Here is a 16,834-nt window from a genome sequence, read left to right as displayed (position 1 = left end):
GTTCAATCCGCGAAATATGCGCCCGGGTCCACGGCGCAAGCCGTCGGGGCGCAACCCGGCGGGGTGTTCGGCCCTCGATTGCATCAATTAGGTCGGCGAACTATAGTCTGGACACATGTCCAGTTTGCTGTCACGGAGCTCGGGAGTCCGTTGATCGCGATGGATTGGGGGCCGCCCGCCCGCTATTTTTCTTCGGCGGATAAGAGTTGAGTATGCGAATTGCCCTGCTGTCCTATCGCAGTAAGGACCATTGCGGCGGACAGGGCGTCTACGTGCGCCATCTCAGCCGCGGCCTGGTCGAGCTCGGCCACGACGTCGAGGTGTTCTCCGGCCAGCCCTATCCCGAGCTGCTCGATCCGCGGGTGCGCCTGACCAAGGTGCCCAGCCTGGACCTCTATCGGGAGCCCGACCCGTTCCGGGTGCCCCGTCCCAGCGAGATCCGCGACTCGATCGACCTGCTGGAGCTGCTGACCGTGTGGACGGCGGGCTTTCCCGAACCGCGAACGTTCACCATGCGCGTGGCCCGGCTGCTGGCCGAGCGCGCGCACGATTTCGACCTCGTGCACGACAACCAGAGCCTGGGCACCGGCCTGCTGGCGATCGCGGACGCGGGGCTGCCCGTCGTCGCCACCGTGCACCACCCCATCACCCGCGACCGCGTGCTCGACGTCGCCGCCGCGCGCTGGTGGCGCAAACCGCTGGTGCACCGCTGGTACGGGTTCTCCAAAATGCAGGAGCAGGTGGCCCGCCGGATCCCCGACCTGCTCACGGTCTCGTCGTCGTCGGCCGCCGACATCGTCGCGGACTTCGGCGTCTCCCCCGAGCAACTGCACGTCGTGCCGCTGGGGGTGAACACCGAGCTGTTCCGGCCGGCATCGGGCCCCCGGCAATCGGGGCGCATCATCGCGATCGCCAGCGCCGACACCCCGCTGAAGGGCGTGCGCACCCTGTTGCACGCGGTCGCCCGGCTGCGCACGCGCCGCGACGTCGAGTTGCGGCTCGTCGCCAAAGTCGAACCCAACGGTCCCACCCACAAACTCATTGCGGAGCTGGGGATCTCGGACATCGTCCACATCACCAGCGGGCTTTCCGACGAGGCGCTCGCCGCGCTGTTCGCCTCGGCCGAGGTCGCCTGCATTCCCTCTCTTTACGAAGGGTTTTCGCTGCCGGCGGTGGAAGCCATGGCAAGCGGCACGCCGATCGTGGCCAGCCGGGTGGGCGCGCTGCCCGAAGTCCTGGGGACCGACGGCGCCTGCGCCGAGCTGGTGCCGCCGGCCGACGTCGACGCCCTGACCGGCGCGCTCGGCGAGCTGCTCGACTCGCCGGAGAAGCGCCGCACCATGGGCAAGGCCGGCCGGGACCGCGCGATCAACGTGTTCAGTTGGGAAGCCGTGGCCGCTCAAACCGTGCAGGTCTACGAGCGGGCGATCGCGCGATGCTGACGATAGATTTCGACCGGCTCGGTATCGGGCCGTCCACCAAGGTGATCGACGTGGGATGCGGGGCGGGCCGGCACGCGTTCGAGGCGTATCGGCGCGGCGCCGACGTCGTCGCGTTCGACCGCGATGCCGACGAACTGCGCTCGGTCGAAACGATCCTGCAGGCGATGGCCGAGACCGGCGAGGCGCCCGAGGCGGCGTCGGCGAAGGTGGTGCACGGCGACGCGCTGAGCCTGCCGTATCCCGACGAGACGTTCGACTGCGTCATCGCCTCGGAAATCCTCGAACACGTCCCGCAGGACGACGCCGCCATCGCCGAGCTGGTCAGGGTCCTCAAAGTCGGTGGGACGCTGGCGGTCAGCGTCCCACGCTGGCTTCCGGAGCGGCTCTGCTGGCTGCTTTCCGACGAATACCACGCCAACGAGGGCGGCCATGTCCGCATCTACCGGGCAAGCGAGTTGCGCGGCAAGATCGCGGGCGGCGGAATGGAGTTGATCCACGCCCATCACGCGCACGCTTTGCACTCGCCGTTCTGGTGGCTCAAATGCGCAGTGGGCGTGTCGAATTCCGACCATCCGGCCGTGGCCGCCTACCACAAGCTCCTGGTGTGGGACCTGATGCAGCGGCCCAAGGTGACGCAGCTGGCCGAGTCGCTGCTCAACCCGCTCGTCGGCAAGAGCGTGGTCCTGTATTTCGCCAAGTATTACAACGCGCGGCCGGCCGCGGAAAGCGAAGCAGCCCCGGGATATTCAGTTGCGTCGAGTTAGCGCGCCGGCGATTCCGGGTGTCCTCACCCCGGACCAATGCCGGCAGACCGCGCGGTCGATAGCCGCCGACCAGGAACCGTCCGGCGCAATCCCCTGGTTCGCGGGCGGCCACACCGACCCGTGGGATCACGTGGAATGCGCGATGGCGCTCACCGCGGCGGGGCTGCTGGAGCCGGCGCGGGCGGCGTTCGAATGGAGCCGTCGCACGCAGCGGCCCGACGGCTCGTGGCCCATCCAAACCCGCGCGGGGGTCGTCGAAGACGCCAACAGCGACAGCAACTTCTGCGCATACATCGCGACCGGCGTCTGGCATCACGTGCTGATCACCGGCGACAGGTCGTTCGCCGCCGAGATGTGGCCGGTGGTCCACAAGGCGATCGACTTCGTCATCGATCTGCAGTTCGGCTACGGCGAGATCGCTTGGGCCCGAAGCGAAGCCGGAGCGCTCCCGGAAGCGCTGCTGACCGGGTGCGCCAGCGTGTTCCACAGCATCCGCTGCGCGCTGGCACTGGCCGCCCTGGTCGGGGACCCGCAGCCGGAGTGGGAGCTGGCGGTTGGGCGCCTGGGCCACGCGATCGAGGTGCACCCGGAGGCGTTCACCGAAAAGGACCGTTACTCGATGGACTGGTACTACCCGATTCTCGGCGGTGCCCTGCGGGGCCCGGCGGCCGCCGTGCGGATCAGGCAGCGCTGGGACGACTTTGTGGTCGGCGGTCTCGGCATCCGCTGCGTCGACGATCGGCCCTGGGTGACGGGCGCCGAAACCTGCGAACTGGTGATGGCCCTGGACGCCATCGGCCACCGCTCCGCTGCGCACCGGCAGTTCGCCGCGATGCAGCACCTACGCGAAGAGGACGGGTCCTATTGGACGGGCCTGGTTTTCGCCGACGGCAAGCGGTGGCCCGAGGAGCGCACCACCTGGACCGGCGCAGCGATGATCCTGGCGGCCGACGCGCTGTCGGATACCACCGAGGGCGCCGGGATTTTCCGCGGCGACGGGCTGCCCATGGGGCTGCAGACCGACTTCGACTGCGAATGCGTCGTTACCTGACCCCGGCCAAGGCGTCCCCCGGCCGTCCGCCGGTGCGTTCGAGCACCCGTAGCGACCCGGTGGCCGAAACCTCCCGGAACTGACCGGAATCCATGGCGCGGCAATAGATGTGATACGGCGGGCGGCCGCCGTCGCGCGGGTCGGGGAACACGTCGTGGATGAGCAGCGCCCCGCCGATGTCCACCCATTTCGCCCAGCCGTCGAAGTCCTCGTTCGCGGCCTTCGCGGAGTGACCGCCGTCGATGAACAACATTCGCAGCGGGGCGCGCCACCCCCGTGCCACGACCGGTGACTTCCCCACGACGGCGACGACATGGTCGTCGAGCCCGGCGGCGTCCAGCGTGCGACGGAACGTCGGCAGCGTGTCGAACTGCCCGGTCACGTCGTCGACCAACGACGCGTCGTGGTACTCCCAGCCGGCTTGGTGCTCCTCCGAGCCGTGGTGATGGTCGACGGTGTAGAGCACGCTGCCGGTCTGTTGCGCCGCCGCGCCGAGCAACAGGGTGGACTTGCCGCAGTACGTGCCGACCTCGACGCCGACGCCGCCGTTGAGGTACTGCAGCGCGGCGTCGTAGAGCGCGCGGCCCTCGTCGGGCGGCATGAAGCCCTGCACCTGCTCGGCCAGCGCAAAAAGGCGCTCGGCGGGACTGGCTTCGGTGTGGCTCATCAGGCGAACCTATCCGACCGCTATTCACGATGCCCAGGCGGCGCGGTCGCTCTACGATCGTGCTGTGCGTGCTTTGCCTTTCCGCAAGTTGCTTGATATCGGGATGGCCGTAGTCGTCGGCGCGGCCGCGCTGACTTTGACCGCCGCCGTGGTGCCGGCCGCGACGCCCGAGGCCGCCGCCGCGAACTGTCCCGCGGTGCAGGTCGTCTTCGCCCGCGGCCGGTATGAGTCGCCGGGCACGGGGGTGCTGGGCAACGCGTTCGTCAGCGCGCTGCGATCCAAGGTGTCCAAGAACATCGGCGTCTACGCCGTGAATTACCCCGCCGACACGCAGATCGACATCGGCGCCAACGACATGAGCCATCACATCCAGGACATGGTCAACAACTGCCCCAACACCCGGCTGGTGCTGGGCGGCTACTCGCTCGGGGCCGCCGTCACCGATGTGGTGCTCGCGGCGCCCATCTCCGCGTTCGGTTTCGACAGCCCCCTGCCGTCGGGCATCGACCAGCACATCGCCGCCGTCGCGTTGTTCGGCAACGGAAGCCAGTGGGTGGGTCCGATCACGAACTTCAACCCGCTCTACAACGACCGAACCATCGAGTTGTGCCACGGCGCCGACCCCATCTGCAACCCGGCCGACCCGAACACCTGGAAAGAGAACTGGCCGCAACACCTCGCCAGCGCGTACATCGACGCGGGCATGGCGAATCAGGCCGCCGATTTCGTCGCGGGCAAGCTCTGACCCCGCGATTTCAGGCTTCGTACGTGACCTGGTACCAGTGGCGTACCGGCTTGTGGCTCTCGTCCGCCTGACCCGTGTCCGTCGCGCTGACCACATTGACGTCGGCCACGCCCGGATTGTGGGCCTCGATGTAGCGCTCCAATTCGTGCAGAAGTGCGCCATGCGGCTGGGCGGGGTTCGCGAGTGCTTTCGTCCTGCGTGTCTGGGCCACGCGAAGAATTATGCCGTGCGGCAGGCCGTTGCGCACCCGGTGCTAATGGATTGCATTACAACGGAATTCGGATAATGGCCGAACCCTCCAACGCGCAATTGCCGCGCATTTCGGGGTTTAAAAGCGGCGGGTTTCAGGCCGGGGTGTCGGTGCTCGAGTACACCTTGAAGTCGCGGGTGACCTGGCCACCCGCTGCGGCTGCGCGCCGCCGCGCGACAAAAGAAGGATGGCGACGCATCGCGTCGCGGCGCTCCCGATCCCGCCGCCGAGCCGCGGCCCATGCGGGATGGGACTGAAGGAAAATGACCGTCGCTCCGGCCGCTTCCGCCACGATTCCAACTCCTCCCAAGCAATCCGCTAAAGCACGAACAGTGTTTATCGGTTCGTAATTCAGGATGCCCTGGCGATCCTGTGACCAAACCACGCCAGAAGATGAGAATTGGCCATGAATTTCGGCGCCATCACATCCACTGCCCGGCCGTCGCCCGTTTTGCGGCCGGCGGCGATCCACACGCTAGCGACGGCCACCGACAGAAATTCCGTTTCGACCTAGGGCAGGACCGGCTGCTATGGTGCCTTGCTTATGCCAGAGATGGACCGTCGCCGGATGATGCTGACGGCCGGGATCGGCGTGCTGGCAGCCGCGCTGCCGCTCCCCGAGGCCTGCGCCTTTCCGAGTCGACCAGACACACCTGCCGTGAACTACCTCTTCCAGGACGAATTCGACGGTCCGGCCGGTTCGGCCCCCGACCCGTCGAAGTGGGCGATCGCGAAAGCCCGCGAGACGATCAAGGACCCGACGTATTGGGAGTTGCCCGAGCACATCGGGCAGTACCGCGACGACCGCAAGAACGTGTTCGTCGACGGCAATTCCAATCTCGTCCTGCGCGCCGCGAAGGACGGTCCCACTTACTTCAGCGGCAAGGTGCAAAGCCTGTGGCGGGGCGGCGTCGGGCACACGTGGGAGGCCCGGATCAAGCTGAATTGCCTGACCGCCGGCGCCTGGCCCGCCTACTGGCTGGGTAATGACGACCAGGGCGAAATCGACGTCATGGAGTGGTACGGCAACGGCAACTGGCCATCGGCCACCACGGTGCACGCGAAGGCGAACGGCGGTGAATGGAAGACCCACAACATCGCGATGGACAGCGCCTGGCACACCTGGCGCACCCAGTGGGACGCGACCGGCATCCGCTTCTGGAGGGACTACTCCGACGGCGCACAGCCCTACTTCGATGTGCCCGCCAGCTCGCTTCCGGATTGGCCGTTCAACAACCCCGGCTACGTCGTGTACCCGGTGTTCAACTTGGCGGTCGCCGGTTCGGGCGGTGGCGATCCCGGCCCGGGCAGCTATCCCGCCGACATGCTCGTCGACTGGATCCGCGTCTGGTAGCTCACTGGGTGAGCAGCGCGACCGCACTCCACGCCCTGCCGCCGGGATGTCGGGGGTCAGGCTGGGGCAGCCAGGTGAGTGGGCGCATCAACATCGGTAACCGGCGCAACCGATGGGCGGCGAGATACAGCGCTTGCACCTGCACCGTGCGCCAGCCGAGGTCTTCGAAGTAGGCCAACCCGTTCTCGGGCGCGAATTTGAACGGCGCGTTTTGCAGCATGCCGGCCATCTTCTTGTTCATCAGCCTTTTGAGGCCGGGGCCGGCGAAGTCGAGCATCCACCAGCCCACCTCGGGCCGCTTGATCGCCGCCGAAAGCGCGTCGACGTCACTGTCGTCCAGGTACATCAACAGGCCCTCGGTCAGCACCAGCGCCTTGGTCGCGCCGTTGAGCGCGTCGTCGAGGAACGCGTCGCGGGCCTGCGGGTCGGCCAGGTCGACGGCGACCCGGGTCAACCGGCAGCGCGGTGTCTGGTCGGCGAGCAGCTGCGTCTTTTCCTCGAGCAACTTCGGCAGGTCCGCCTCCACCCACGTGAACTCCGGCGGAAGCTCCAACCGATACGGGCGCGTGTCCAGGCCGGCAGCCAGGTTCAGCACCCGGTCGCAGCCGGCGGCGATCGCCTCGGCGATGGCGTCGTCGATGATCTTGGTCCGCGCGACGAGCCACCACCCGTTGCGGGTCGACCGGGGGACTCCTGCGACGATCGCGCGCCCGTGTTCACCGGCGAGGCGCGCCGCGAGCGGGTCGCTGAAAAGCGCGTCGGGACGTGCGGATTCGGTGGCCCGGTGCAGAGCCGTCCAGCGGGCCGTGTCCGAAACGTGGGTGATCGAGTGCGTGGGGCCTGACATACGTGCGTTATAGCAGCCGCGTCCTCGCGCTACTGACCGGCCTTGCCTCCCGCCAGCCAGACGGCGCTCACCGCGTGGGTCTGCGGCGGCGGGAAGACGCTGTCGGGTTCGCCGACCTCACCGACCTTGACCTTCCACACCGCCGAGGAGCGGTCGATGCAGGCCCCGGCGCCCTGGCTGGGCTGCCACAACACCGCGGGGTTGTCGGCGCCGCCGATGCCACAGCCATAGACGCCGACGTACCCGTCGGCGCGTCCGCCCCAGGCGCCGCCGTTGCGGAGCAGGCAACGCGTGCCGTCGTCGAGCGTCAGCGCGAACGGGTCCGGGGTGGCGTTCGGCTGCACGGGCGGGAGCGGCCCGTCATAGCTCACCCGATGCAGGCGCTTGTCCCACGGATCGTCAACGCACAGCATCGTTCCGGGCGTCGACGGCCAGCAGGTGCCGGCGCCGGCCGCGGTCGGTGAACAGTAGTAGACGTCGCCGGCCACCGCCGACGGCGACGGCGTCGTGCAGTCGGTGACGGTAAAGACGTTGCTCTCCCCGGGCGCCTCCCGGTAGCCGTTGATCGGCTGTCCACCGGGCCCGACGGCCACGACGGTGATCTGCTGGGTGGGCGCCGGGGCGGCAGCCGCCGGCACGGGCAGCGACAGGCCCCCCGCCGTCAGGACTGCGATCAGGGCACCTCGCGTCACCACATTCACCGCGCACAACCTTCCGTCCAGTACCCCCTCGTTGAAGGGTAGAGCGCCGGGATCTGGACGGATAGCAACCGCGCCGCCGCCCTACTGACCGGCACTGCCTCCCGCAAACCAGGCCTCGGTCACCGCGCGGGTCTGCGGCGGCGGAAGGGCGGCGTCGGGTGTGCCGAGCTGACCGACCTTGACCGTCCACGCCGGCGACGAGCGGTCGATCGGGCTCCCGCCCGGGCTGGGACGCCATAGCACCGCGAGGTGCGCGCCGGTGCCGCTGCAGCTGTAGGCGCCCTCGTAGCCGTCGGCGCGCACGCCCCAAGCGCCCCCGTTGCGGAGCTGGCAATGGGTGCCGTCGTCGAGCGTCAGCGCGAACGGCTCCGGGGTTGCGGTCGGCTGCACCGGCGGCAGCGAACCGGCATATCTCACCCGATGCAGGCGCTTGCCCCACGGGTTATCCACGCACAACAACGATCCGGGGGTCGACGGCCAGCAGGTCCCGGCGCCGGCCGCGCTCGGCGAGCAGGAGTAGACGTTGTCGGACACGGCCGACCGTGAGGGTTCCGAGCACTCGACGGTGACGACGCTGCCCTCCGTGGGCGTCTCCGTATAGCCGTTGATCGGTTCGCCGCCGGGGCCGATGGCCATGACGGTGATCTGCTGCGTGGGCGGCGGATCGGCGTTGGCGGTCACGGACGGCGACAAACCCGCCAGCACGACGGCGATGGGAAGCAGGGCAATTCGCGACACCGATTTCACCGCGCAAAAACCTCCGTCCGGACGGCCCCCTTTGTTGGAGCGTAGTTGTCGCGGCGCCGGTCCAGTACGGTGCGCTTATGCCCGATCGAAACCGCCGCTTTCTGCTCCGCGAACGCCCCACCGGCCGTATCGGCCCCGACACCTTCGAGCTGAGCGAGGAGGCCGTGCCCGAGCTCGCCGACGGCGAGGCGCTGGTGCGCGTCGACTGGATATCGCTCGACCCCACAAACCGCATGTGGATCAACGACACCCCGACCTACCTGCCGCCGGTCGGCATCGGCGAGGTGATGCGCGCGGGCGGCCTGGGCGAGGTCGTCGCGTCGAAAAGTGCGCGCTTCCCGGTCGGGCAGACCGTGCAGGGTCTCCTCGGCTGGCAGGAGTACGCGGTCCTCTCGGACACGGCGCTCGTGATGCCGGTCGAGCTCGCCGAGGGCATTTCGCCGAGCGCCTACCTCGGTGCGCTCGGCACGACCGGGCTGACCGCGTGGGTCGGCATCCGCGACATCGGCAAGCCAAAGCCAGGCGAGACGGTGGTGGTCTCGGCCGCGGCGGGCGCGGTCGGGTCGATCGCCGGGCAGCTCGCCAAGGTCGACGGCGCACGGGTCGTGGGCATCGCGGGCGGACCCGAGAAGTGCGCCCTGCTCACCGACCAACTCGGCTTCGACGCGGCGGTCGACTACCGCGCCGACGACTGGGCCGCCCAGCTCGCCGCGGCGACCCCCGACGGCATCGACGTCGACTTCGAAAACGTCGGCGGCGACATCATGGACGGGGTCTTCGCACGCCTCAACATCGGTGCCCGCGTCGCGCTGTGCGGCATGATCTCCGGCTACAACGCGGAAGATCCGCCGCCGGGACCGCGCGCTTTCGGCAACCTGCTCATCCAGCGTGTGACGCTGCAGGGCTTCATCGTCCTCGATCACCTGGGGCGCGCGCCGGAGGCAGCCACCGAGATCGCCGGCCTGATCGGCGCGGGCAAGCTCACCCCGCTCGAGACGGTGGTCGAGGGCTTCGAGCAGCTGCCGACGGCGATCAACATGCTCTTCGACGGCAAGAACGTCGGGAAACTCGTCGTGAAACTGTGGAATTAGCAACATGTTTCGCATGACGGTCCAGGGCGTGTTCGTGATCCGCGGGCGCGGGGCGGTCGCCACCGGCCGCGTGGAGTATGGGGAGCTGCGCGTCGGCGACCAGGTGCAGATCAACGACGGGCCGACGGTCCGGGTAGACGCCATCGAGGCTTTTCGCAAGAAAATCGACACCGCGACAACCGGTGACAACGTCGGATTGCTTTTCAAAAGGCTCAACAAAAACGACCTCGCCGCCGGCGACGTGATCACCTCGTCGGGCGCCTTTTTGGCCTAAGCCGGGACAGGCTACAAGTATCGCGGGCCGCCGGACTCGCCTCTAATGTCTTCGCCATGACATCCGCCGCCCCGCAACTGCGCCGGGGTCTCGCCAACCGCCACATCCAGTTGATCGCGATCGGCGGGGCGATCGGCACCGGGCTCTTCATGGGGAGCGGAAAAACGATCTCGCTGGCCGGCCCGGCGGTGCTGCTGGTGTACGCGATCATCGGCTTTTTCGTGTTCTTCGTGCTGCGCGCGATGGGCGAATTACTGTTGTCGAACCTGAACTACAAGTCGTTCGTCGACTTCGCCGCCGACCTGTTGGGCCCCGCGGCGGGCTTTTTCGTCGGCTGGTCGTACTGGTTCGCCTGGATCGTCACGGGCATCGCCGAGATCGTCGCGATCGCCGGCTACTCGAAGTTCTGGTGGCCCGACGTGCCCCTGTGGCTGGCGCCGCTGGTGACCGGCTGCGTGATCCTCGTGTTGAACCTCTCCAGCGTCCGCAACTTCGGGGAGATGGAGTTCTGGTTCGCCCTGATCAAGGTCGCGGCGATCGGATGCCTGATTGTCGTTGGTGTCGTACTCGTGGCGACGGATTTCGTTTCGCCGCAAGGCAATCGGGCGACGGTCGAGAACCTGTGGAACGACGGCGGGTTCTTCCCGACGGGGTTCATGGGGGTGGTCGGCGGGTTCCAGATCGCATTCTTCGCGTTCGTGGGGGTGGAACTCGTCGGCGCCGCGGCGGCCGAAACGGCGGACCCGCGCCGCACCCTCCCCCGCGCCATCAACGCGGTCCCCATCCGGGTGGCGATCTTCTACATCGGTGCGCTGTTGGCGATCCTCACCGTCGTCCCGTGGCGACACTTCGCCGGCGGCCAGTCCCCGTTCGTGACCATGTTCGCGTTGGCCGGACTCGGCGCCGCGGCGTCGATCGTCAACTTCGTGGTCACCACGGCGGCCGCCTCCTCGGCCAACTCCGGGGTCTTCTCCACCGGCCGCATGCTGTTCGGCCTGGCGGACAACGGAAGCGCCCCGTCGCCCTTCCGCCGGCTCAACCGCGGCGGCGTGCCCTCGGTCGCCCTCTTTCTCACCGCGGCGCTGCTGCTGACCTCCATCCCGCTGCTCTACGTCGGCGGTTCGGTCATGGGCGCGTTCACACTGGTGACCACCGTCGCCTCGCTGCTGTTCATGGTCGTGTGGGCGGTGATCGTCCTCAGCTACCTCGTCTACCGGCGCCGGCACCCGCAGCGGCACGCCGATTCGGCCTACCGGATGCCCGCCGGCGTGGTGATGTGCTGGGCCATCCTGGGCTTTTTCGCCTTCGTGATCTGGACGCTGTGCACCGAACGTGAGACCGCGATCGCCTTGGCGTGGTTTCCGCTCTGGTTGGTGGTGCTCGCCGCCGGTTGGCTGATCGTGCGGCGCCGGCCCGGCCGCGCCGAGACGTACCGGCGGTTCGAGGCCGAGATGAACAAACCCGTCGGCTGACGTCCGCCGTTCTTGGGATCGGTAGCGAATCTCGGCCTTTGTACTTGTCACAACGACGACGCCAACCCGGCGGCGCCACGTGAAAGGAAATCGGAAATGAAGCTTGTCCCCACCAGCATCGAAGAGCAGATCAACCGCGTCGACCGCCAGCGCAGCCTGTACTTCGGCATCAGCGCCGCGGTGGTCGCGGTGCTGAGCCTGTTCCGCATGATCTGGGCGCTGTACCTGGCGGTGACCTTCGATTGGATGTTCGGCTCGATGATTTTCCAGGTTCTGCTGCTGGGTGTCGTCGGCTCCGTCGCGGGGATCGCCGCCTTCGGGTTCCTGACCCGCTACACCAGGGGATCTTGAGCCTCCACACAACGGTCGAAAGTCCCGAACCCGGTTGAGGTTCGGGACTTTTCCCGTTTCTGCGCTCAGCGCACCTGCTGGATGCGGATCAGGTTCCCCGCGGGGTCGCGGACCGCGCAGTCGCGCAGCCCGTATGGCTGCTCGGTCGGCTCCTGGACGATTTCGGCGTCGGCGGCCTGCAGCCGCTCGAACGCGCCGTCGAGGTCCTTGGTGGCCAGCATGAGCATGGCGTAGGTCCCCTTGGCCATCATCTCGGCGATGGTGCGTCGCTCGTCGTCGGTGATGCCCGGATTGGCGGCCGGCGGGCTCAGCACGACGGACGTGTCGGGCTGGCTCGGCGGCCCCACCGTGATCCAGCGCATCTTGCCCTTGCCGACGTCGAGGCGAACCTCGAAACCCAGCGCGTCGCGGTAGAAGGCCAGGGAGGCTTCCGGGTCGTCGTGCGGAAGCATGCTCGAATGAATCGTGATGTCCATGTCGTCAGGCTAGGTGCGGTCCGGCGGCGGACGCTTCTCGATTCCTGATCGGTCTGGTGACTTGCTTTGCGACACACGGCGGTATCCCCGCCGTCGTGTCGGCCGCCTGGCGCCGAAACGCGCTGGGCGGCATGCCGACCAGCTCCGTGAACCGGGTGCTGAAGGTGCCCAGCGACGAGCAGCCGACCGCGAAGCAGACCTCGGTGACGCTCATGTCGCCCCGACGCAGCAGCGCCATCGCGCGCTCGATGCGCCGCGTCATCAGATACGAGTACGGCGATTCGCCGTAGGCGCGCCGAAATTCGCGGCTCAGGTGCCCGGCGGAGATGTGCACCGCGCGGGCGAGCGCCTCGACGTCCAGCGGCTGCGCGTAGTCCCGGTCGATGCGGTCGCGGACGCGACGCAGCAGCGCGAGGTCGCGCAGCCGCTGCTCGGCGGAGCTGCTGGTCACCCAGCCGATACTGCCACGATCCGCGAGGCGCCTACGGCGTCGTCGCCCGGTGCCACGCCAGCGGGTTGAGGCCGCGGTAAGGATCGCCGTCGCGCAGCCGCCGCAGCTCACCCAGGATGTCCTCCAGCGCCCGTTGCGTTTGGCCTTTGACGATCTCCACCCACTCCTGCTCGGTGACTCCCAGCGGCCTGCTGGTGTCGATCGGCGAACCGAACCGCAGATACATGCGCTGCGGCCGGGGAATCAGGGTGGGCCCGATCCCGCGCAGTAATGGCATCGCCATGTCCGGGCGCCCATTCAGCCTGCGGCCCAACGCCTCACTGAACCGTCCGTAGGCGCTGTCGCGGGTGGTCAGGCTGCGATAGACGTCGTCACCGCCGACGAGACCGGCCGGCACGATCGGGTAGCCGTTCTCGATCGACAGCCGCGCGAACCCCGCGCGTCCCTGCCAGCGCAGCCGGTACTCCTCGCCCTTGAACTTGGCGATCTCGCGGCCGCCGCCGGGGAACACCAGGATGGTCTCGTCGTTGCGCATGAGTTCGCGCGCGGTCTCCGGTGCGCCGACCACGGCGCCGTACGCCGCGATCAGGTCGCCGCGCAGCCCACGCATGCGCCCGAAGGCCCGTTCGGCCAGTGGTCGCACCCGGGTCCCGATCGTGCGTCGCACGGTATCGGAGATCAAGAAGATCTCGGAGCCGAACTGAGTGTGGTTGCCCACCAACAGGAATCGCCCGTCCGCGGGCAGGTTTTCGACGCCGTCGACGTAGGGCCGGGAAAGGTCGACGACCGGGCGCAGCCGGTCGCTCAGCCCGTCGAGGGCTCGACGCAATGTCCGCACCCGCGCGCTCGGCTGGACGATCGCGGCCAAGTCGGTGTTGTCAGCCACGGCGGGCCGCTTTCGGGCGGGTGAACACGACGGTGAGCGAGGGCGGTCCGAACCGCGTCGGGCTTGGCAGCATCTCGACGCTCATCTCGGGATTTGCGGCGCGGCCCAGCGCCTGCATCGCCGACGGGCTGTAGGCGCGCAGCGCGCTGATGAACCCGTCGTGTAGCGATGGCTGAATCCACGACCAGGGCATCAGCGCCAGGTTTAGGGGCAGCGTCACGACCGGAAACAGCAAGGTGCCCAACGGGCTTCGCCGCTTCAGGTCGATGACGAGAAATCGCTTGGCCACGCGGGTGGCCTCGGCGACGGCGCGGGCCGCGACCGCCGGCGGGAGGTGGTGAAACGCCAGCGCGAACACGACCAGGTCGTAGCTGTCGTCGGCGGCGTCGATCGCCGTGGCGTCAATCACCTGGGTGCGCGCCCGCGGGTGGCTGCCCAGCTCGCCCGCCACGATGTTGGCCACCGAGTGCGGGTTCACGTCGCTCACGGTGACAGTGGCCGTCGGGTGGAGCTTGAGGATCTGGGCCGAGAGCTTTCCGTGGCCCGCGCCGAGTTCCAGGATGCGCGGATTGGGGATGTCGGCGACGACGTTCAGGGCCGTGCGCGCGTTCTTCTCGTGCTGATTGGTCAGCGTGCCCATCCGGTCGAGCATGCTGATGACCTTTTGCTTGACCTCGTCGGCGACGTCGTCGCGGTCGAGGTACTCCAGCGCGTCTGTCTGGAATCGGCGATCCAGCCACGACGCGTCGGGGCCACCCCGCGGCATCGTCGCAATCGCCTGGTCCAGCGCGTCTGTCGTCGCCATCACTGCTCTCCTTCTCGTTTCGTCAGCCCGTTCTAGAGCCACCATAACAAACGAACCAGTTCGTCTGCTTATGATATTCCTGTGAGATCGAAGACAGAGCTTCGCGGCGAGATACTCGCGGCCGCCCGCGCGGAGTTCGCGCAGTACGGCCTGGCCGGGGCGCGCATCGACCGCATCGCTCGCGCCGCGAGCGCGAGCAAGGAACGGCTGTACGCGCATTTCGGCGACAAGGAGACCCTGTTTCGCGACGTGGTCGCCACCGACGGCGCCGAGTTCTTCCGGGCCGTGGAGTTGCGCCCCGACGCGGTGCCCGAGTTCGTCGGCGGCATCTTCGACCTGGCACAGAACCGGCCCGAGCACGATCGGATGATCACCTGGGCTCGGCTCGAGGGCTTCCCGCTGGACATTCCGGAGTTCGACGAGGAGCACCCGCCCGAGCGGGCCATCGCCGCCCTGGAGCAGGCGCAGGCCGATGGCCATGTCGACCCGACGTGGGATCCGCAGCAGCTGCTGGTTCTTCTGTTTGCGATCGCCCTGGCGTGGGCGCACTGGCCCGATCCCGCGGCGGCCGCCACGGACGCGGCGGTGATCGCCCGCCGGCGCGCCGCCGCCGTCGAGGCGGCGTCCCGCCTCGTCACGCCGAAATCGACCGGCGCGTAGTGTTTCGGGCCATGGCCGATGAGATCCGTTTCGTCGAAGCCAACGGGCTGAGGTTCGCGTATCTGGAGGACGGCTCGGGGCCCCTCGTCCTCTTGCTGCACGGGTTCCCGGACACCCCGCATACCTGGGACGATCTGCGCCCGCGGCTGGCCGCCCAGGGCTATCGCGCGGTCAGCCCGTATATGCGCGGGTACCACCCCAGCGCGATCCCCGCCCGGGACCCCGACCAAGAAACGCTGGCGCGCGATCCGCTCGCGCTGATCGAGGCGCTCGGCGCCCGCGACGCCGTCGTCATCGGGCACGACTGGGGAGCCTCGGCGGCCTATGGCGCGGCCGCGCTCGGGCCGGATCGCCTCAAAAAGCTGTTCGTCGTTGGCATTCCGCACCCGGCGGCGCTCAAGCCGACGCTTAAGAAGCTGTGGGGCGTCCGTCACTTCGCGGCGTACAAATTGCCGGGCGCGCCGAAACGCTTCGCGCGCAACGACTTTGCCGCGCTGCCGGCCATTTGCCGGCGCTGGTCGCCGACCTGGAACCCGGATCCGAGCGAGTTCGACGCCGTCCGCGCCAGCTTCGCGAACCCGGCGAGCCTGAACGCGGCGTTCGGCTACTACCGCAAGCTCTCCCCCATCCCCAGCGCGTCACTGAAGGCGAAGATCAAGGTGCCGACGGTGGTCTTCGCGGGACTCGACGACCCGATCGCCGAGCCCTCCGACTACCGGGGCGCCGCGCGCATGTTCGAGAGCGAGTACGTCGTCGAGGAGGTCCCCGGCGGGCATTTCATGCACCGCGAGCATCCGGGGGCCTTCGCCGAACGGCTCTTGGAGCACCTCTGATCGTGGGCTAAGCGTCGACCAGCTCGGGGTGGAACTTCGCGGCCAGGCGGCGCATGCCGTCCTGCCAGTCGACCGCCGTGCCGCCGATGAGCGCGTGCATGCGGGTCAGGTCGGTGGGATTGCCCCGCAGCGCGTGCGCGTCCTCGGTGAAGACGGGCTCCTTGCCCACCAGCGAGCCGAGGTAGCCACACCACTCCTGGAGGCTGACGGTCTGGTCGCCGCACCAGTTGACCGTGGTCGCCGGCACCGACGCCGCGTCGAGCAGCTTCGGCAGCGTCGCGATGATGTCGTCCTCGTGGATCGGGTTGTATTGGGCCGGCCCGCCGGGCGGCACCGGGATCGGGATGCCGGCCAGCATCATCTCCATGTGGTAGAACGGCCATCCGCCGTTGTTCCCATATGGGACGTTGAGGCGGGCGATGACGGTGGGCACGTCGAGGATGCGCGCCATCGACCGGGCGACGACCTCCCCCGCGACCTTGGAGATCGAGTACGTGGGGAACAGGAACTTGTGGTTGTCGCCCAGGGCGGCTCGCTCGGTGCGCGGCTCGTCGTCGGGCGGGTCGTACACGGCGGCCGAGGAGCAGTGCAGGAAGGCCTTCGCCCCGCGGCAGTGGGCCATCAACAGTCCGACCGACTCCGCGTTGGCCCCGAGGTCGGTGTCCCAGTCCCCGCTCTTGGCCACCGCCAGGTTGAGGACGTAGTCGAAATCGTCTGGGAGACCGGTGAAGTCGCCGGCTGCCAGATCGACCGTCTCGCACCGGACCCCCGCTTTTTCGAGGCCCTCCCGGGCCGCGGGATTGGTGAAGCGGGCGACGCCCCACACCTCGTTGTCGGGCGCGAGCGCCAGGGCGATGGGAGTGGCCAGTTGACCGGTCGGGCCGGTGATCAGGATCTTGGATCCGCGCATGCGCTGATAGTAGAAAGGGCCGGGTGCTGCTACCCCACGGGGTACCGGGTCGGCATG

At 68.4% G+C, this 16,834-nt stretch carries 21 protein-coding genes; 11 read left to right on the top strand and 10 right to left on the bottom strand.

Annotated features, from left to right (window positions below):
- The first annotated feature begins 212 nt into the window (after positions 1 to 212).
- The 3 genes from manT to mmpH are packed head-to-tail and all read left to right on the top strand — an operon-like array spanning position 213 to position 3,257.
- Positions 213 to 1,442 carry an MMP alpha-(1->4)-mannosyltransferase gene (gene manT, locus AC5Y5E_RS25835; RefSeq protein ID WP_499906097.1) on the top strand — a complete coding sequence of 410 codons (1,230 nt, stop codon included), beginning with the start codon at positions 213 to 215 and terminating at the stop codon, positions 1,440 to 1,442.
- Positions 1,436 to 2,206, top strand: a complete 771-nt coding sequence (locus AC5Y5E_RS25830) for a class I SAM-dependent methyltransferase (protein ID WP_499906096.1) — start codon at positions 1,436 to 1,438, stop codon at positions 2,204 to 2,206. Before manT ends, AC5Y5E_RS25830 begins: the two co-directional genes overlap by 7 nt.
- The gene (gene mmpH / locus AC5Y5E_RS25825; RefSeq protein WP_499906094.1) at positions 2,193 to 3,257 is read left to right on the top strand and encodes an MMP endo-(1,4)-3-O-methyl-alpha-D-mannosidase; all 1,065 of its coding nucleotides are present in this window, start codon (positions 2,193 to 2,195) and stop codon (positions 3,255 to 3,257) included. Before AC5Y5E_RS25830 ends, mmpH begins: the two co-directional genes overlap by 14 nt.
- Here the strand turns inward: mmpH and AC5Y5E_RS25820 are convergent.
- Complete coding sequence (locus AC5Y5E_RS25820; protein WP_499906092.1) at positions 3,250 to 3,924, bottom strand: class I SAM-dependent methyltransferase; 675 nt, start codon at positions 3,922 to 3,924, stop codon at positions 3,250 to 3,252. The genes mmpH and AC5Y5E_RS25820 overlap by 8 nt on opposite strands.
- 103 nt (positions 3,925 to 4,027) lie before the next feature.
- On the opposite strand from AC5Y5E_RS25820, the gene AC5Y5E_RS25815 reads away from it, so the two are divergent.
- Positions 4,028 to 4,669, top strand: coding sequence for a cutinase family protein (locus AC5Y5E_RS25815; protein ID WP_499906393.1), 642 nt, complete (start codon positions 4,028 to 4,030; stop codon positions 4,667 to 4,669).
- 10 nt (positions 4,670 to 4,679) lie between these two features.
- Here the strand turns inward: AC5Y5E_RS25815 and AC5Y5E_RS25810 are convergent, their stop codons facing one another.
- Entirely contained in the window at positions 4,680 to 4,880 is a 201-nt protein-coding gene (locus AC5Y5E_RS25810) for a hypothetical protein (RefSeq protein WP_499906091.1), read from the bottom strand.
- Positions 4,881 to 5,463: 583 nt separating this feature from the next.
- On the opposite strand from AC5Y5E_RS25810, the gene AC5Y5E_RS25805 reads away from it, so the two are divergent.
- Complete coding sequence (locus AC5Y5E_RS25805; protein ID WP_499906089.1) at positions 5,464 to 6,273, top strand: glycoside hydrolase family 16 protein; 810 nt, start codon at positions 5,464 to 5,466, stop codon at positions 6,271 to 6,273.
- Position 6,274: 1 nt separating this feature from the next.
- Here AC5Y5E_RS25805 and AC5Y5E_RS25800 read toward each other — a convergent pair whose 3' ends face one another.
- The 3 genes from AC5Y5E_RS25800 to AC5Y5E_RS25790 form a co-directional block, all read right to left on the bottom strand.
- A complete protein-coding gene (locus tag AC5Y5E_RS25800; RefSeq protein WP_499906087.1) occupies positions 6,275 to 7,120 on the bottom strand; it encodes a class I SAM-dependent methyltransferase in 846 nt (281 codons plus the stop codon).
- A gap of 29 nt (positions 7,121 to 7,149) precedes the next feature.
- On the bottom strand, positions 7,150 to 7,821 hold the full coding sequence (locus AC5Y5E_RS25795) for a hypothetical protein (RefSeq protein ID WP_499906085.1): 672 nt from the start codon (positions 7,819 to 7,821) through the stop codon (positions 7,150 to 7,152).
- Between the two features lie 81 nt (positions 7,822 to 7,902).
- A complete protein-coding gene (locus AC5Y5E_RS25790) occupies positions 7,903 to 8,568 on the bottom strand; it encodes a hypothetical protein (protein ID WP_499906084.1) in 666 nt (221 codons plus the stop codon).
- 77 nt (positions 8,569 to 8,645) lie between these two features.
- Between AC5Y5E_RS25790 and AC5Y5E_RS25785 the strand changes: the two genes are divergently transcribed.
- The 4 genes from AC5Y5E_RS25785 (at position 8,646) to AC5Y5E_RS25770 (ending at position 11,756) form a co-directional block, all read left to right on the top strand.
- Entirely contained in the window at positions 8,646 to 9,659 is a 1,014-nt protein-coding gene (locus AC5Y5E_RS25785) for an NADP-dependent oxidoreductase (RefSeq protein ID WP_499906082.1), read from the top strand.
- 4 nt (positions 9,660 to 9,663) lie between these two features.
- Positions 9,664 to 9,933: an EF-Tu/IF-2/RF-3 family GTPase gene (locus AC5Y5E_RS25780; protein WP_499906080.1), complete on the top strand. Its 270-nt coding sequence runs from the start codon at positions 9,664 to 9,666 to the stop codon at positions 9,931 to 9,933.
- Positions 9,934 to 9,989: 56 nt separating this feature from the next.
- The gene (locus tag AC5Y5E_RS25775) at positions 9,990 to 11,405 is read left to right on the top strand and encodes an amino acid permease (RefSeq protein ID WP_499906079.1); all 1,416 of its coding nucleotides are present in this window, start codon (positions 9,990 to 9,992) and stop codon (positions 11,403 to 11,405) included.
- A 96-nt stretch (positions 11,406 to 11,501) separates the two neighbouring features.
- Positions 11,502 to 11,756 (top strand): hypothetical protein, encoded by a 255-nt coding sequence (locus AC5Y5E_RS25770; protein WP_499906077.1) that lies wholly within the window; start codon positions 11,502 to 11,504, stop codon positions 11,754 to 11,756.
- Positions 11,757 to 11,821: 65 nt separating this feature from the next.
- Here the strand turns inward: AC5Y5E_RS25770 and AC5Y5E_RS25765 are convergent, their stop codons facing one another.
- The 4 genes from AC5Y5E_RS25765 to AC5Y5E_RS25750 are packed head-to-tail and all read right to left on the bottom strand — an operon-like array spanning position 11,822 to position 14,374.
- Positions 11,822 to 12,232, bottom strand: coding sequence for a VOC family protein (locus AC5Y5E_RS25765; RefSeq protein WP_499906076.1), 411 nt, complete (start codon positions 12,230 to 12,232; stop codon positions 11,822 to 11,824).
- Between the two features lie 4 nt (positions 12,233 to 12,236).
- Complete coding sequence (locus AC5Y5E_RS25760) at positions 12,237 to 12,683, bottom strand: helix-turn-helix transcriptional regulator (RefSeq protein WP_499906074.1); 447 nt, start codon at positions 12,681 to 12,683, stop codon at positions 12,237 to 12,239.
- Positions 12,684 to 12,714: 31 nt separating this feature from the next.
- Entirely contained in the window at positions 12,715 to 13,569 is an 855-nt protein-coding gene (locus AC5Y5E_RS25755) for a lysophospholipid acyltransferase family protein (protein ID WP_499906073.1), read from the bottom strand.
- Entirely contained in the window at positions 13,562 to 14,374 is an 813-nt protein-coding gene (locus AC5Y5E_RS25750) for a class I SAM-dependent methyltransferase (RefSeq protein WP_499906071.1), read from the bottom strand. The genes AC5Y5E_RS25755 and AC5Y5E_RS25750 overlap by 8 nt, the downstream gene beginning before the upstream one ends.
- 81 nt (positions 14,375 to 14,455) lie before the next feature.
- Here AC5Y5E_RS25750 and AC5Y5E_RS25745 point away from each other — a divergent pair, with 81 nt between their 5' ends.
- Together AC5Y5E_RS25745 and AC5Y5E_RS25740 are read left to right on the top strand one after the other, a co-directional pair.
- The gene (locus tag AC5Y5E_RS25745; RefSeq protein WP_499906069.1) at positions 14,456 to 15,034 is read left to right on the top strand and encodes a TetR/AcrR family transcriptional regulator; all 579 of its coding nucleotides are present in this window, start codon (positions 14,456 to 14,458) and stop codon (positions 15,032 to 15,034) included.
- 11 nt (positions 15,035 to 15,045) lie between these two features.
- The gene (locus tag AC5Y5E_RS25740; RefSeq protein WP_499906067.1) at positions 15,046 to 15,867 is read left to right on the top strand and encodes an alpha/beta fold hydrolase; all 822 of its coding nucleotides are present in this window, start codon (positions 15,046 to 15,048) and stop codon (positions 15,865 to 15,867) included.
- A 7-nt stretch (positions 15,868 to 15,874) separates the two neighbouring features.
- Here AC5Y5E_RS25740 and AC5Y5E_RS25735 read toward each other — a convergent pair whose 3' ends face one another.
- Entirely contained in the window at positions 15,875 to 16,777 is a 903-nt protein-coding gene (locus tag AC5Y5E_RS25735; protein WP_499906066.1) for an NAD-dependent epimerase/dehydratase family protein, read from the bottom strand.
- Positions 16,778 to 16,834 lie beyond the last annotated feature (57 nt).

Source organism: Mycobacterium sp. NGS54, from assembly GCF_059812465.1.
This window is presented reverse-complemented; position numbering and strand designations above follow the sequence as displayed.